This window comes from Antarcticimicrobium sp. (assembly GCF_029212575.1).
Lineage (GTDB): Bacteria > Pseudomonadota > Alphaproteobacteria > Rhodobacterales > Rhodobacteraceae > Antarcticimicrobium.
In genome coordinates, this window is the sequence record NZ_JARGPK010000009.1 from 1 (window position 1) to 14,640 (window position 14,640).

The window sequence follows — 14,640 nt, forward strand, 5'->3', positions numbered from 1 at the left end:
TTTCATCTCGAGGAATTCCTCGATCCCGTGGTGACTGCCTTCACGGCCCAGACCGGACTGTTTGACGCCGCCGAAGGGGGCCACCTCGGTCGAGATGATGCCGGTGTTCACGCCGACGATTCCGTATTCCAGCGCCTCGGCCACCTTGTAGACGCGGCTGAGATCCTTGGCGTAGAAATAGCTGGCCAGACCGAAGATCGTGTCATTCGCCAGTTCGATCACATCATCCTCGGTCTCGAACTTGAAGAGCGGGGCCAGAGGGCCAAAGGTTTCCTCGGTCGAGAACGCCATCTCGCGGGTTGCCCCGGTGACGATGGTTGGTGCGATGAAATTGCCGTCGTTGCTACCCGACTCGTCGCCCAGAATAACCTCGGCCCCTTTGGATTTCGCATCAGCGATATGCTCGCGCACCTTGTCGATCGCCTCGGAATTGATCAGCGGACCAAGGTCAGTACCTGCTTCAAGGCCGTCGCCCACCTTCATCTTGGACACGCGATCCTTCAGTTTTTGCGCAAAGGTGTCATAGACTCCGGCCTGCACATAGATGCGGTTGGCGCAGACGCAGGTCTGGCCGTTGTTGCGGAACTTGCACATCATCGCGCCCTCGACGGCGGCGTCCAGATCGGCGTCGTCGAACACGATGAAGGGGGCGTTGCCGCCCAGCTCCATCGCGCATTTCATCACCTGGTCGGCGGCCTGGCGCAACAGGATGCGCCCCACCTCGGTCGAGCCGGTAAAGGTCAGCTTGCGCACCTTTTCGTTCTCGCAGAACTCCTTGCCGATCTCGCTGGAGCGCGACGAGGGCAGCACGTTGAAGACCCCAGCCGGGATTCCCGCCCGCTCGGCCAGAACCCCAAGCACCAGCGCTGAAAGCGGTGTCTCGGCGGCGGGACGGGCGACAAAGGCGCAGCCGGCCGCCAGCGCCGGCGCCGCCTTGCGGGTGATCATCGCGTTGGGAAAGTTCCACGGCGTGATCGAGGCGGCCACGCCGATCGGCTGCTTCATCACCGTGATCCGCTTGTCGCGCTGGTGGCCGGGGATCGTCTCGCCATAGATCCGCTTGGCCTCTTCGCCGAAGAACTCGACGAAGGAGGCGCCGTAAACGATCTCGCCCTTGGCCTCGGCATGCGGTTTGCCCTGCTCGGCGGTCAGAATGGTGGCCAGATCATCGGCGTTCTCGATCATCAGGTCGAACCACTTGCGCAGCACTGCCGCGCGCTCCTTGCCGGTCCAGCTTGCCCAGTCCTTCTGCGCCGCATAGGCCTGCTCGATGGCGCCCGCCACCTGCGCCCGGCTCAGGTCAGCAACCTCGGCGATCACATCGCCGCGCGCCGGGTTGGTCACGTCGAATGTGCCTATGTCGCCGTCCACCCATTGGCCGCCGACATAGGCCTGCGTCGCCAGCAGGCTCGGATCCTTCAGCAAGGATTTGAGATTGGTGGGTGCGTCGAGCATTTGGGCCTCTCCCTCAAAAAAAACGTCTCGCAGAGGCAAAGCAGTTGGGGCAGGCTATGTCCAGATCAAACAAGGGGGACAGGATGGGCAAACTGGATGACGCATATGCGATTCAGCCCCATGTGGAGGGGGCCGCCGACATCCTTGCGCGGATGCCGACCCGCAGCGATGCGCTGCGGGCCACGCTTGGCGACAGGGTCGCGCGCAACCTGTCCTATGGCGACAGTCCCCGGCAGGTGATCGACCTCTATCGCCCAGAAGGCCGGTCGAAAGGCACCCTGGTCTTTGTCCATGGCGGGTACTGGCGGATCCTCACCGGCGAGGTGCACGGATTCCTGGCCGCCGGCGCGCTGGCCCGCGGCTGGTCCGTCGCCATGCCCACATACGACCTTTGCCCGCAGGTCCGCATTACCGATATCTCGCGCCAGATCGCGGCGGCGGTCTGTCATGTGGCGCGGATGGCAGAGGGGCCGATTTCGATCACCGGGCACAGCGCCGGCGGGCATCTGACCGCGCGGATGCTGGACCCGGCCCTGGTCCCGGATGATGTGGCCTCCCGCTATCGCATGGTGGTGCCGATCGCACCGCTCGGCGACCTGCGCCCCTTGCTGCAGACCGCGATGAACGATGATTTCCGCATGGATATGGCCGCGGCCGAGGCCGAAAGCCCGGTCTTGATGACAGCCCGCCACAGGGCGAACACCGCCGTCTGGGTCGGGTCCATCGAACGCCCGGCCCTGCTCGATCAGGCGCGCTGGCTCAGCGCGGCCTGGGGTGCCGACATGGTGATCGCGCCGGGCAAGCATCATTTCGACGTGATCGAGGCGCTGACCGATCCTGACAGCAATCTCGTGCGGCTCCTGACCGGCTGACAAACCTGTTGCGTCGCGGAAGCAATCCGGTCACAGATCGGACGGGCACCGGCGATGGCGTCGCCGCATGCCGCGCGCATGCGCCCAGCTTCCCCGTCCTGAACGCCGGGACCTTTCTGAAAAGGAGGGTCAAATGACCGAACGTCCGGAATCCTACCGCTTTCACAACGGGCAAAAGGCCCCGCTGCCCTTTGCCGAGACCGAGTACCAGGCGCGCCTGAACGGTCTGCGCGCCGCGATGGAGCAGGCCGGGGCAACCGCCGCCGTGCTCACCTCGATGCACAATGTCGCCTATTACTCGGGCTTTCTCTACTGTTCCTTCGGCCGCCCCTATGCCGTGGTGGTGACCGAAACGCAGGCGGTGACCATCTCCGCCGGGATTGATGCCGGTCAGCCCTGGCGGCGCAGCTTCTGCGACAACATCACCTATACCGACTGGACCCGCGACAATTTCTGGCGCGCAGTGCGCTCGGTCACCGGCCCGGGCGGCGTGGTCGGCTACGAGGGCGACCACCTCACCCTGATGCAGCGCGACAAGCTCGAGGATTTCCTCGCCCCCCTCACCATGGTCGACCTGGCCCCGGCCACCATGCGCCAGCGGATGCACAAATCCCCGGCCGAGATCGCGCTGATCCGCGCCGGGGCGCAGGTCGCCGACGTCGGCGGCTACGCCATCCGCGACGCCCTGCGCGAGGGCGCGCGCGAGATTGACGTGGCGATGGCCGGGCGCGACGCGATGGAGCTGGAGATTGCCCATCGCTTTCCCGATGCCGAGTATCGCGATACCTGGGTCTGGTTCCAGTCCGGTCTCAACACCGACGGCGCCCACAACCCGGTGACCGCGCGCCGGTTGCAGCACGGCGATATCCTGTCGCTCAACAGCTTCCCGATGATCTCGGGCTATTACACCGCGCTGGAACGCACCCTGTTCCTGGGCGAAGTCGATGCCGAGAGCTTGAAGATCTGGGAGGCCAATACCGCCGCCCATGAATACGGCATGTCGCTGCTGCAACCGGGCATCTCCTGCGCCGAGGTCACCCAGGCGATCAACGCCTTTCTCGCCGAACGCGACCTTCTGCAATACCGGACCTTCGGCTACGGCCATTCCTTCGGCCTGCTGTCGCACTACTACGGGCGCGAGGCCGGGTTGGAACTGCGCGAGGATATCGACACCGTTCTGGAATCCGGCATGGTGATCAGCATGGAGCCGATGCTCACCATCCCGCAGGGCCAGCCCGGCGCCGGCGGTTACCGCGAACACGACATCCTGGGGATCACAGAGGACGGCGCCGAGAACATCACCGGCTACCCCTACGGGCCGGAATTCAACGTGGTCGCCTGACGGCTCCGCTTGCCGCCCCCTTCCCCGTTTAGGGGAAGGGGCACTAACGCCAACGCCGTAGGGCGGGCTTCAGCCCGCCCCCGCCCTCCACGCCCCCCGTCATCCCCGCGAAAGCTTGTCACCCCCGCGAAAGCGGGGACCTCCCACCCCAAGTGCCCGCACGGACAGATCCCCGCCTGCGCGGGGATGACAGCGAGGGACTCGCCCAGAAGGGGGCGCTGCCCGGCGGCGCTCCGCCCCTTGTTCCGGGCAAGCAGGTATCACCCTCTGCGCCGTCGGGCTATCCGCGGCAAAAGACGGCTCCGAGCCCGGAGCGGCAATTGATTGGGTTAGATGGCAGGACACAAGAACCTAACTGCAAATCCGTCTCAGATGGGTTGACTATGAATTATATTGCAAACTTTCGAAAAAAGGCGCAACGATCTCGCGACTGCCTGACCACGCGCTTTCTTGCGTGACCAGCGGCCGGCTTCTTTGACAGGGGCTCAAGGTCGTTAACATGGATCGTCTATATATCATTGCAGGATTTCTCTGGCTGATCGCTGGCATGGTCTTTGGGATCTACCTCGGCATCACGGATCAACTGCAGTTTGCAAACACGCATGCCCATGCGAACCTACTCGGGTTCGTAATCTCGGTACTGTTCGGTCTGTTGTACCGGAACTGGCCAGCGTTGATGTCAACCAGACTGGCGTGGCCACAATTCGCTCTCTACGAAATTGGGTCGCTCGTTCTGGTGATGGGCAAATATGACATTGACAGCGGCGGAGACGGCGCGCTGGCGCCACCCGGAGCCGTCCTCGTCGTCATTGGCACACTCGTGATGTTCTGGATTTTCGCGAGAGGGACAATGGAAATCAACGTTGCTAAGAAGAGGATTGTCTGATGTCAGTACGGGTTCAGGATCACTACGGCTCTGCGGACATAGTTGAGCGTATTCTCGCCGCAGCCGCTCAGCCTGTTGTCGAAGGCGCGCCCATCTCGGCAGAGATGCTTTTTCCGTTTGATCAATTGCATGGCCGCGAATTGGTCGCAACGAAGGACCATGCTGCAAAGCTCAATCCGGCCGCGGACACCCATCTACTTGATGTCGGGTCCGGCATCGGTGGGCCAGCGCGGTATTTCGCTAACGTCTTCGGGTGCCGCGTGACCGGAATTGACGTAACTCCTGAGTTCGTTGCGGCAGCAACTGACTTAACCAGACGCACCGAGCTTGCTGAAAAGGTAGACTTCGTTGAGGGCAACGCGGTAAAGATGCCCTTCAAGTCAGCCACCTTCGACCATGCTTACTGCTTCTACGTCGGTATGAACCTTCCCGATAAACCGTCTGTCATTCGCGAATGTTTCCGGGTGTTGAAGCCCGGTGGCAATTTACTCTGGACAGAAGTTACATCCAACTCTGGCGACCCGTACTATCCGCTGCCATGGGCGCGCGACGCAGCGGGCAGCCACGTCGGCACCAGCGAAAAATTACTCGATCATATCCGTGAAGCAGGGTTCGAACTGTTATCGGTCGATGACGAGACCGATGCACATGTGGAGCTTGCCCGTCGCATAAAGGCAGCGGGTTTCGTGCCAACGGAGGATCAACGTCAGGCGAACGAGGTGGTACTGGGCAATGACTTCGTAGAGCGTCGGATGAACTATATTCGAAGCCTCTCGGGCGGTGCCTTGGCGAGCACCGTCATCTTCGGGCAGAAGGGTAAGGGTGAGGCAGGTCGCTAATTGCCTCAGCGCAGTAGCTAAAAAGCGTTCCTGCTGGCACCGGGTATCGCAGCGAACGACGGCTCAGTCCCGCATTGCAGACCCTCGCCATGAGGCGTTGCCCGCCATCAGGTCAATTTCTCCAGCAACCGCAGGAACACCGCCCGTTCCCCCGGTTCCAAGGGCGCCAGCGTATCCGCCGTCACCGCGTGGGCCGCCGCCACCAGGCCCTCGTAAAGCGCGCGCCCGGCCTCGGTCGGGGTCAGGAACACCCGCCGCAGATCGCCCGGGTCGGGGGCCGAGGCCACCAGCTTGCGCCGCCGCAGCCGGTCGATCACCCCCTTGATCGTCGCCGCGTCCATCGCCGTGGCGCGGCCCAGCGCGTTCTGGCTGGCCTGCCCAAGTTCGCACAGCTTGGCCAGCGCCGCGAACTGGGTCGGCGTCAGCTCGGGGACAGCCTGCGCGAACAGCGCCAGATGCCGCTGGTTCGCCCGCCGCATCAGGAATCCCACCTGGTCGTCCAGCCGATAATCGCCGCCGCCGGTTTCCTCGCTCACCGTCCCCTCCCTTTGATCGGACATGTTGACAGGGCCGGGGGCGCTGCCTCACACTCTTGCTTGTATACTAACAATAAACCACCCAACAGCGCGAGGGTCCGGCCATGAGCCTGTATCACCGCCCCGGCAATCTGCAAGAGGCGCTCGACGGTCTGGCGCGCGCCCCCGCCGTGGTCGCCGCCGGCTGCACCGATCTGTTTCCCGCCACCGAACGCGCCGCGCTCGACGGGCCGGTGCTCGACATCACCGGAATCGCGGCGCTGCGCGGCATCTCGCAGACCGCGGAGGGCTGGCGCATCGGCGCCACCACCACCTGGACCGATATCGCCCGCGTGCCCCTGCCGCCCGGCTTCGACATGCTCAAACAGGCCGCGCAGGAGGTGGGATCGGCCCAGATCCAGAACGCCGGCACCGTCGCCGGCAACCTCTGCAACGCCTCGCCCGCCGCCGACGGGGTGCCGCCGCTGCTGGCGCTGGATGCGGCGGTCGAGATTGCATCGGCGATTGGCACCCGCGTCCTGCCGCTGGCCCGGTTCATCACCGGCCCCCGCGCCACGGCACTCCGTCCGGGCGAGATCCTGACCGCCGTTCACATTCCGCGCGACGCCGGGCAGGGGGCCAGCCGGTTTCTCAAGCTCGGCGCGCGCCGCTACCTTGTGATCTCCATCGCCATGGTGGCGGCCCGCATCGTCGCCGAACAGGGACGCGCCGCGCAGGTCGCCCTTGCCGCCGGCGCCTGCGGCCCGGTCGCCGCCCGGCTGCCCGAGGTGGAACGCGCGCTCACCGGCCTGCCGCTCTCGGATCTTGCGGCGGCCATTGACGCCGAGGCAGTCGGCGCCGTGCTTTCCCCGATCGACGATCTGCGCGCCGATGCCGCCTATCGCCGCCATGCCGCCACCGAACTGCTGCGCCGGGCGGTGACCGAGACCGTGGAGACGATGCGATGAAGGACCTGCCCCAGATCACCCTCACCGTGAACGGCGCGCCCGCGCAACTCGATATCGCCCCCGGACGGCGGCTGTCGGAGGCGCTGCGCGAGGGGCTCGGCCTGACCGGAACCAAGGTCGGCTGCGACGCCGGCGATTGCGGCGCCTGCACCGTGCTGCTGGACGGCGAGCCGGTCTGCGCCTGCCTGACCCCGGTGATCCGCGCCGAGGGCGCCGAGATCACCACCGTCGAGGGGCTGGGCGCCCCGATGGAGCGGCTCAGATCCGCCTTCCTGCGCCACGGCGCGGCGCAATGCGGCATCTGCACCCCCGGTATGCTGATCGCCGCCTCCGCGCTGCTGGCCCGTCCCGGCACGCCCGACCGCAACGCGGTCGAAGAGGCCCTCGGCGGCGTGCTCTGCCGCTGCACCGGCTATGCCAAGATCATCGACGCGGTGATGGATGCCGCCGGCAGCACGCCGCAGGCCGGCCCGCCCGAATCGCCCGCCTCCGGCGCCGCGGTCGGCGCAAGGCTGGAGCGGCTCGACGGCGCCCCCAAGGTCGCGGGAACCGAGGTCTACGGCGCCGATTATGCCCCCGAAGGCGCGCTCTGGGTCCGCGCCATCCGCTCCCCGCATTTCGCCGCCCGCTTCACCCTCGGCGATCTCGTGGCCTTCGCGCGCGAGACCGGGCTGCTGGTCTTTACCGCTGCCGATGTGCCCGGCCAGAATATCTTCGGCACCATTCCGCCCTTCGCCGACCAGCCCGCCCTGGCCGAGGGCGTGGTGCGCATGCGCGGCGAGGCGGTGGCGCTGGTCGCGGGCGAGGCTTCGGCTCTCGAGGCCCTCGGCCCCGAGGATTTTCCCGTCACATGGTCCCCGGCGCCCGACCTGCGCGACACCCCCGCCGCCCGCGCCGCGACCGCGCCGCGCCTGCACGAGACGCGCGAGGGCAACATCCTGATCGCCGGTCTGGTGCACAGCGGCGATCCCGCGACGGGCTTTGCCGCTGCCGCCCATATCGCCCAGGGTAGCGCGCAAACCCCATACGTCGAACACGCCTATATCGAGCCCGAGGCCGGCGCCGCCTGGCTTGACGGCGACACGCTGGTGATCCAGGCCTGCACCCAGGCCCCGATGATGGACCGCGACGACACCGCGCGTATCCTCGGCCTGCCGCCCGAACGGGTGCGCATCATCCCCTCGGCCACCGGAGGCGGCTTCGGCGCCAAGCTCGATCTGTCGGTGCAGCCGCTGATCGGGCTGGTGGCGCTGAAAACCGGACGACCCGCGCGGATAACCTATTCGCGCCGCGAAAGCATGACCTCGACCACCAAGCGCCACCCCGCCCGGATGCGCGCCCGCATCGCCGCCGATGCCAGCGGTCGGCTGACCGCGATGGAGTTCGACGGCGATTTCAACACCGGCGCCTATGCCAGCTGGGGCCCCACCGTGGCTGTGCGGGTGCCGGTGCATGCCTCCGGTCCCTATACCATCCCGAATTACCACGCCGAGGCCCGCGCGGTGCATACCAACGGGCCGATCTCCGGCGCCTTTCGCGGCTTCGGCGTGCCGCAGGCGGCAATCCTGCAGGAAACCCTGTTCGACGAACTGGCCCTCAAATCCGGGCTCGACCGGCTCGCCTTCCGCCGTCTCAACGCCCTGCCCGAGGGCGGCCGTAGTGTTTGCGGTCAGGAATTGCACGGCGTCGGCATCGGCCCCTGCCTCGACGCGCTGAAACCGCGCTGGGACGCCGCCGCGCAAGAGGCCGAGGCGTTCAACGCCACCCATCCGGGGCGCAAACGCGGCATCGGCATCGCCTCCTGCTGGTACGGCTGCGGCAACACCGCCCTGCCCAATCCCGCGACCATCCGCATCGGCATCACGCCGCAGGGGCAGCTGAAACTGCACCAGGGCGCCACCGACATCGGTCAGGGCGCCAACACGGTGATCACCCAGATCTGCGCCGATGCGCTGGGTCTGCCGATCACGGCCTTCGACCTGGTCGGCCCCGACACCGCGCTCACCCCCGATTGCGGCAAGACCTCGGCCTCGCGCCAGACCGTGGTGACCGGCAACGCCGCGCTGATGGCCGGCCGCGCCCTGCGCGCCCGCATCCTTGCCCTGACCAACATGGGCGAAGCGGCGCGGATCGCGCTGCACCCCGGCGCCCTGAGCGTGAGCGAGGGCGACCAGACCCGGCGCATCGACCTTGCCGCGCTGGGGGAGGACGCCAACGGCTATGCGCTGGCCGCCGAGGAAACCTATGATCCCCCGACCCATGCGCTGGACGAGAACGGACAGGGCATCCCCTATGCCGTCTATGGCTACGGCGCCCACCTGGCCGAGGTCGAGGTCGATCTCGCCCTCGGCACCGTCCGGGTCCATCGCCTGACCGCTGCCCATGACCTCGGCCGTGTCATCAACCCGCTGCTGGCCGAGGGCCAGATCGAGGGGGGCGTGGCCCAGGGCCTCGGCCTGGCGCTGATGGAGGAATACATTCCCGGCCGCACCGAGAACCTGCACGATTACCTGATCCCGACCACCGGCGACATGCCCCGGATCGACACCATTCTGATCGAGGCGCCCGACCCGGAGGGGCCGTTCGGCGCCAAGGGCCTTGGCGAACACGCGCTGATCCCCACCGCGCCCGCGATCCTCAACGCCATCCGCGACGCCTGCGGTGCGAAGATCACCACGCTGCCCGCTCTGCCGCACCGGGTGCTGGCCGCGATCAGGGAGGCAGAGCAGAATCCATGACCGACCGCCCCCCGCGTGAGGAGAAGATCCGCTGCGACGCCTGCCCGGTGATGTGCTACATCGCCGAGGGCCGCATCGGCGCCTGCGACCGCTACGCCAATAGGGGCGGGCGCATCATCCGATGCGACCCGCTCACCGTGCTCGATCGCCGCATCGCCAGGGGCGACGAGGTGAAACCCTTTCTCAGGGCCGACTGGGACGGCACCCTGTCCGGCGACGACCTCTTCGTCACCGCCGTCGGCGCCGGCACCACCTATCCCGATTACAAACCCGCCCCCTTCATCGTCTCGCGCGAGGTGGACGGCGCCGATTTCGTCACCGTGGTGACCGAGGCGATCTTTTCCTACTGCGGCGTCAAGGTAAAGATCGACACCGACCGCCACCTCGGCCCCGAGGGCGCTGTCGTCCGTGCCCAGGGCGAGGCGGTGGGCCTGATGATCACCTCCGAATACGGCTCCCGGATGCTGTCGCTGGGCGGCGTCGATCACCTCACCGGCGGCTCGAAACCCGAGGGGCGCATCACCTGCGACACCCTCCTGCGCCTGTGCAACCGTGAGGCGGTGGAGCTTACCGTCGATGGCGGCGCGACCGTCATCGTGCAGGCCGGCCACCCCCCCATCGTCGACGGCCAGCGCGAGGAACGGATGCGGGTCGGCTGCGGCTCGGCCACCATCGGCATGTTCGCCAGCCAGTGGCAGGGGCTGGTCGACGAGGTGGTGGTGGTCGACGACCACATCACCGGCGTGGTCAGCGAACATCAGGCCGGCAAGGTGCTGGGCTGGCCTGACACCGGCATCCGCATCAAGGGCCGCCGCTCCACCCCCGGGCGCTATTTCCAGGTCGCCGAGCCGGGCCTCGGCTGGGGCGGCACCGACATCACCGACCCGCTCACCATCCTGGGCGACTGGATTCCGAAAAAGGGTGCGCGACCGGGCCTCACCCTGCTGATGGTCTCCACCACGGGCGAGCAATTCGCCTATTTCGTTCTGGACGACGATCTCGTGCCGCAAAGGCGCGACCTGCCCGATACCCTGCGCCCCTCGGTCGATCTGATCGCCGAGAACTGCGAACCGGCGCTCTGCACGGTGCTCTTCATGGGTGGCGCCGGCGGCTCGCTCCGCGCCGGCGTGACCCGCAACCCGGTGCGCCTCACCCGCTCGGTTCAGGGCGAGAAAACCCGCGTCACCGTCGGCGGCGCGCCGGCCTATGTCTGGCCCGGCGGCGGCATCACCATCATGGCCGATGTGACGCAGATGCCCGACAACGCCTTTGGCTATGTCCCCACCCCCGCCATCGTCGCGCCGCTGGAATTCACCCTGTCCCGCGCCGAATACCGCGCGCTGGGCGGCCATGACGACAAGGCCCGCGCGGTCGAGGACATTCTCGAACATGGCGGCGAATACGGCGCCGATGTCCGCGCCCTGGGGCCGACCCCGAACAAGGCCTGATGATGCAGGGCCCGCAGATCGCCTTCCTGCCCGACGGGCGCCGGTTGCACCTGCATCATGGCCCCATCGACCTCATCCTCGATGCCGAGGGAGAGGGGCGCGCAGCCGCCCTGCGCGCTGCTGCCCTGCGCTTCGAGACCGTGCTCGACGAGTTGGTCGCCGAGCTGCCGCAGTTGCGGTCACCGACCGGCCCGCGCCCCGAGGGCGCCATCGCCCGAACCATGCACGCCGCCACGCAGCCCTTTCGTCCGGCCTTCATCACCCCGATGGCCGCCGTCGCCGGCGCCGTGGCCGACGCGGTACTCGCGGCCATGACCGGCGCGGGGGCGCTCACCCGCGCCTATGTCAACAACGGCGGCGATATCGCCCTGCACCTCGCCCCGGGCGAAAGCTTCGCCGCCGCCATCGCGGGCGGCGCGCCGGGCCGCGCTGCCATCCCCGCCGACAGCCCTACGCGCGGTATCGCCACTTCCGGGCGTCACGGTCGCAGCCATTCCCTCGGCATCGCCGACAGCGTGACGGTGCTGGCCTGCACGGCGGCACAGGCCGACGCCGCCGCCACCCTGATCGCCAATGCCGTCGATCTGCCCGGCAACCCCAAGATCACCCGCACCCCCGCGCGGGATCTCGCCCCCGACAGCGACCTCGGCGACCGCCTTGTCACGGTCGATCTCGCCCCGCTCACCCAGGAAGAAACCGAAACCGCCCTGACGCGCGGCCTCGCCTTTGCCGAAACCTGCCGCGCGCGCGGTCTCATCCAAGCCGCCCTGCTGACGCTCGCGGGGGAAACCCGCATGCTCGGCGCCCCCGACCTCATCGCATCCAAGGACCCGACCCATGCCTGATTTCCCCCTGCGCAAGACCATGATCTTCATCGAGGATATCCACCACGAAGGCGGTCCGCCCCCGGCGCAGCCCCGCCGCCGCGCCGCCATCCTCGCGCTCGTGAAAAACCCTTTTGCAGGCGGCTACACCGAGGACCTGCAATCGGCGATGGAGGATCTCAAGCCGCTGGGCCTGATGATGACCGACCGGCTGATCGAGGCGATGGGCGGCATCGAGGGCATCGACGGCTACGGCAAGGCCGGGCTGGCGGGCGAGGGCGGCGAGCTGGAGCATACCGCGCTCTGGCACGTCCCCGGCGGCTATGCCATGCGCGCGCGTCTGGGCGCGGCCAAGGCGATTGTCCCCTCCGCCATGAAGGTCGGCGGCCCCGGCACCCGCATCGACATACCGCTCGGCCACATCAACGCCGCCTATGTCCGCAGCCATTTCGACGCCATGGAGGTCGGCCTCCCCGACGGCCCCCGCGCCGATGAACTGCTGTTCGCGCTGGCGATGAGCAGGGGCGGCCGCATCCACCACCGCATGGGCGGCCTGCAGGTCGAGGACGTCAAGGGCGAGGACGGGTTGCGGTGAGGCTCGAACATGCCTGAATGAAGCAACAAGGGCCGCGCCCGACCTGGCCTGCGGCCGGGCGAACCATCGTCACAGCGGTCCCATGTCCTCTTGTGCCACCGCTACCCCCGCGCCCCGAACAGCCGGTGAAACCACCCGATCGGCAGGTGCCGTCCGATGGTAAACAGCCACGAAAACGGCGCCGGAAAACTGGTCGAGAACCGCCCCGAGCGGATCGCGCCCATCACCCGCGCCGCCGCCGCCTCCGGCGCCATGATCTGCGGCATGGGAAAATCGTTCTTTTCGGTCAGCCGGGTGCGGATGAACCCGGGATTGGCTAGTTGCACCCGCACGCCCGTCCCGCGCAGGTCCACCGCCAGGTTCTCGCCCAGGTGCATCAGCGCCGCCTTGCTGGCGCCATAACCGATCGCGCCCGGCAGCCCGCGATGCCCGGCCAGCGAGCCGATCAGCACGATCCGCCCGGCGTCCCGCGTCACCATGCCGGGCAGCACCCGGCCCAACACCCGCAGCGCGCCGGTGAAATTGGCCTCCACCATCGCCTCCGGCGTGCCGGGCTGCCAGCAGGTCGCCGGCATCGGATCGTAAAGCCCGACGCAATAGATCACCCCGTCGACCGCCCCGGCCGCCTCGGCCGCGCGCGCGACCGAGCCTGCGTCGGTCACGTCCATCGGCACCGCGCGCGCGTCACGCAATCCTGCCGCCACCGCCTGCAGTCGCTCCGCCCCCCGCGCCGAGAGCACCAGCCGCGCCCCGGCGGCGTCCAGTGCCTCGGCCAGCGCCCGGCCCAGCCCCTCGCTGGCGCCGACGATCCACCATGTCTTGGCGTCGAACGGGTCCATCACACCTCCTCCCCGGGCAGCCGTGCCACCAGCGCGATGGCGGGCAGTTTCAGCGCGCAGGGCAGCACCGCGTAGGTGATGTTCAACGCCGCCAGTGCCCGCGCCGGGTTGTCGCCGCCGGGGGTGAACCCGGCCCATTGCAGCGCCGGCAGCACCAGCGCGGCGGAGAGCGCCAGCGCCAGTTTCGCCACGAAGGACCAGGCGCCAAAGGCGGTGCCCGCCGGCAGCTTCGCCCGCGTCAGCCGCGATGCGAAGAGCGCCGGCAGGATCATCATGTCCGCCCCCAGCGCGGCGCCGGACAACAGGCAGATCGCGGCAAACCGTCCGCCGGCCCCGGGCGGCAGCAGCCCGGTTCCCAGAAAGGCAAACACCGCCAGCCCCATCGCCGGCAACAGCACCCGCCGCGCCCCGAACCGCGCCGCCAGCCGCGACCACAGCGGCGCGCTCAGCCCGGCGGCGGCAAAGAACAGTACCAGGAACGGCCCGGCGAGCCCCGGCAGCGCCAGCCGGTCCTCGACGAAGAACAGGAACAGCGTCGAGGTGATCGCCACCGGCATCGTGTTCAACAGTCCGATCAGCAACAGCCGCCCGCCCCCTGCCGCAAGGAACCGGCGCAGTGGCAGGCTCTGCCGCTCGGTCACCACCGGCCCCCAGAACCGGCGGCCGACCAGCGCCACGAGCAGCGCCGCCGCGCCCAGCACCAGCCCGAATCCCGCGTACCCGCCAAGGGGGCCCCAGCCCCGCGCCAGAACCTCGGGCAGCACGGCGGCGGCGACGATGCCCGCCAGCGTGCCCGCCTCGCGCAGCCCGGCCAGCCGGTAATGCGCCGTCCCGCCGCCCGGCCCCGCCAGCGCCGCGCCCTGCCCGTAGAACAGGATCGTGCCGAGGCTGTAGGCGGTAAAGACAAGCACCAGCCCCGCCACCAGCCCCGGCAGCGCCGGTTGCAGCGTGAACACCGCGACAAAGCCGGCGCCGATCCCGACCAGCGCCAGCGTCGCCAAAGCCCGCCGCTGGCGCGGATAGCGATCTACCAGCAGCCCCAGCGCCGGGTCCTGCAGGAAATCCAGCGCCCTCAGCGCCAGCAACAGCGCCGCCACCGTGCCAAGGCTCAACCCCAGTTCGGCGGCAAACCGCGGCAGGTGGATGTAAAGCGGCACCCCGGCCGCGGCCAGCAGCGCGGCGATGGCGATCACCCGCGGCCCCTGTCCGGCAAGGGTGGGGACCGTCGCAGGGGGCGGGGCGGCAGAGGTCATGGCATGCGGCATCGGGGCTCCTGTTCCTGCCCCGGTTACGCAGCCCGCCCGCCTTTGGTTCAGAAA

General features: G+C 68.2%; 13 protein-coding genes. 9 read left to right on the forward strand and 4 right to left on the reverse strand.

Annotation, left to right across the window (positions count from 1 at the left end; all coding sequences use genetic code 11):
• The coding region (locus P1U75_RS01205; RefSeq protein ID WP_300238754.1) for an NAD-dependent succinate-semialdehyde dehydrogenase at positions 1–1,455 on the reverse strand (1,455 nt) is incomplete at its 3' end.
• Positions 1,456–1,538: 83 nt separating this feature from the next.
• Here P1U75_RS01205 and P1U75_RS01210 point away from each other — a divergent pair.
• From P1U75_RS01210 to P1U75_RS01225, 4 genes are all read left to right on the forward strand, one after another.
• Positions 1,539–2,327 (forward strand): alpha/beta hydrolase, encoded by a 789-nt coding sequence (locus tag P1U75_RS01210; RefSeq protein WP_300238757.1) that lies wholly within the window; start codon positions 1,539–1,541, stop codon positions 2,325–2,327.
• A gap of 133 nt (positions 2,328–2,460) precedes the next feature.
• A complete protein-coding gene (locus P1U75_RS01215; RefSeq protein ID WP_300238759.1) occupies positions 2,461–3,669 on the forward strand; it encodes an aminopeptidase P family protein in 1,209 nt (402 codons plus the stop codon).
• A 499-nt stretch (positions 3,670–4,168) separates the two neighbouring features.
• Positions 4,169–4,555 carry a hypothetical protein gene (locus P1U75_RS01220; protein ID WP_300238761.1) on the forward strand — a complete coding sequence of 129 codons (387 nt, stop codon included), beginning with the start codon at positions 4,169–4,171 and terminating at the stop codon, positions 4,553–4,555.
• Complete coding sequence (locus P1U75_RS01225; RefSeq protein ID WP_300238764.1) at positions 4,555–5,394, forward strand: class I SAM-dependent methyltransferase; 840 nt, start codon at positions 4,555–4,557, stop codon at positions 5,392–5,394. Before P1U75_RS01220 ends, P1U75_RS01225 begins: the two co-directional genes overlap by 1 nt.
• Positions 5,395–5,501: 107 nt before the next feature.
• Here the strand turns inward: P1U75_RS01225 and P1U75_RS01230 are convergent, their stop codons facing one another.
• On the reverse strand, positions 5,502–5,930 hold the full coding sequence (locus tag P1U75_RS01230) for a MarR family transcriptional regulator (protein WP_300238767.1): 429 nt from the start codon (positions 5,928–5,930) through the stop codon (positions 5,502–5,504).
• Positions 5,931–6,034: 104 nt separating this feature from the next.
• Here P1U75_RS01230 and P1U75_RS01235 point away from each other — a divergent pair, with 104 nt between their 5' ends.
• The 5 genes from P1U75_RS01235 to P1U75_RS01255 are packed head-to-tail and all read left to right on the forward strand — an operon-like array spanning position 6,035 to position 12,482.
• Complete coding sequence (locus tag P1U75_RS01235) at positions 6,035–6,877, forward strand: FAD binding domain-containing protein (RefSeq protein WP_300238769.1); 843 nt, start codon at positions 6,035–6,037, stop codon at positions 6,875–6,877.
• Positions 6,874–9,615: a molybdopterin cofactor-binding domain-containing protein gene (locus tag P1U75_RS01240; protein WP_300238771.1), complete on the forward strand. Its 2,742-nt coding sequence runs from the start codon at positions 6,874–6,876 to the stop codon at positions 9,613–9,615. The genes P1U75_RS01235 and P1U75_RS01240 overlap by 4 nt, the downstream gene beginning before the upstream one ends.
• Positions 9,612–11,063, forward strand: coding sequence for a 6-hydroxynicotinate reductase (locus P1U75_RS01245; RefSeq protein ID WP_300238773.1), 1,452 nt, complete (start codon positions 9,612–9,614; stop codon positions 11,061–11,063). Before P1U75_RS01240 ends, P1U75_RS01245 begins: the two co-directional genes overlap by 4 nt.
• A complete protein-coding gene (locus tag P1U75_RS01250) occupies positions 11,063–11,908 on the forward strand; it encodes a UPF0280 family protein (RefSeq protein ID WP_366914926.1) in 846 nt (281 codons plus the stop codon). Before P1U75_RS01245 ends, P1U75_RS01250 begins: the two co-directional genes overlap by 1 nt.
• Entirely contained in the window at positions 11,901–12,482 is a 582-nt protein-coding gene (locus tag P1U75_RS01255) for an amino acid synthesis family protein (RefSeq protein WP_300238775.1), read from the forward strand. Before P1U75_RS01250 ends, P1U75_RS01255 begins: the two co-directional genes overlap by 8 nt.
• 101 nt (positions 12,483–12,583) lie before the next feature.
• On the opposite strand, the gene P1U75_RS01260 is transcribed toward P1U75_RS01255, so the two are convergent.
• Together P1U75_RS01260 and P1U75_RS01265 are read right to left on the reverse strand one after the other, a co-directional pair.
• On the reverse strand, positions 12,584–13,321 hold the full coding sequence (locus P1U75_RS01260) for an SDR family NAD(P)-dependent oxidoreductase (RefSeq protein ID WP_300238777.1): 738 nt from the start codon (positions 13,319–13,321) through the stop codon (positions 12,584–12,586).
• The gene (locus P1U75_RS01265; protein ID WP_300238779.1) at positions 13,321–14,586 is read right to left on the reverse strand and encodes an MFS transporter; all 1,266 of its coding nucleotides are present in this window, start codon (positions 14,584–14,586) and stop codon (positions 13,321–13,323) included. The genes P1U75_RS01260 and P1U75_RS01265 overlap by 1 nt, the downstream gene beginning before the upstream one ends.
• Positions 14,587–14,640: the final 54 nt, after the last annotated feature.

Bases quoted from the DNA above. Each gene is read 5' to 3' on its own strand.
- P1U75_RS01210 (WP_300238757.1), top strand. From the start codon at position 1,539: ATGGGCAAACTGGATGACGCATATGCGATTCAGCCCCATGTGGAGGGG.
- P1U75_RS01215 (WP_300238759.1), top strand. From the start codon at position 2,461: ATGACCGAACGTCCGGAATCCTACCGCTTTCACAACGGGCAAAAGGCC.
- P1U75_RS01220 (WP_300238761.1), top strand. From the start codon at position 4,169: ATGGATCGTCTATATATCATTGCAGGATTTCTCTGGCTGATCGCTGGC.
- P1U75_RS01225 (WP_300238764.1), top strand. From the start codon at position 4,555: ATGTCAGTACGGGTTCAGGATCACTACGGCTCTGCGGACATAGTTGAG.
- P1U75_RS01235 (WP_300238769.1), top strand. From the start codon at position 6,035: ATGAGCCTGTATCACCGCCCCGGCAATCTGCAAGAGGCGCTCGACGGT.
- P1U75_RS01240 (WP_300238771.1), top strand. From the start codon at position 6,874: ATGAAGGACCTGCCCCAGATCACCCTCACCGTGAACGGCGCGCCCGCG.
- P1U75_RS01245 (WP_300238773.1), top strand. From the start codon at position 9,612: ATGACCGACCGCCCCCCGCGTGAGGAGAAGATCCGCTGCGACGCCTGC.
- P1U75_RS01250 (WP_366914926.1), top strand. From the start codon at position 11,063: ATGATGCAGGGCCCGCAGATCGCCTTCCTGCCCGACGGGCGCCGGTTG.
- P1U75_RS01255 (WP_300238775.1), top strand. From the start codon at position 11,901: ATGCCTGATTTCCCCCTGCGCAAGACCATGATCTTCATCGAGGATATC.
- P1U75_RS01260 (WP_300238777.1), bottom strand. From the start codon at position 13,321: ATGGACCCGTTCGACGCCAAGACATGGTGGATCGTCGGCGCCAGCGAG.
- P1U75_RS01265 (WP_300238779.1), bottom strand. From the start codon at position 14,586: ATGCCGCATGCCATGACCTCTGCCGCCCCGCCCCCTGCGACGGTCCCC.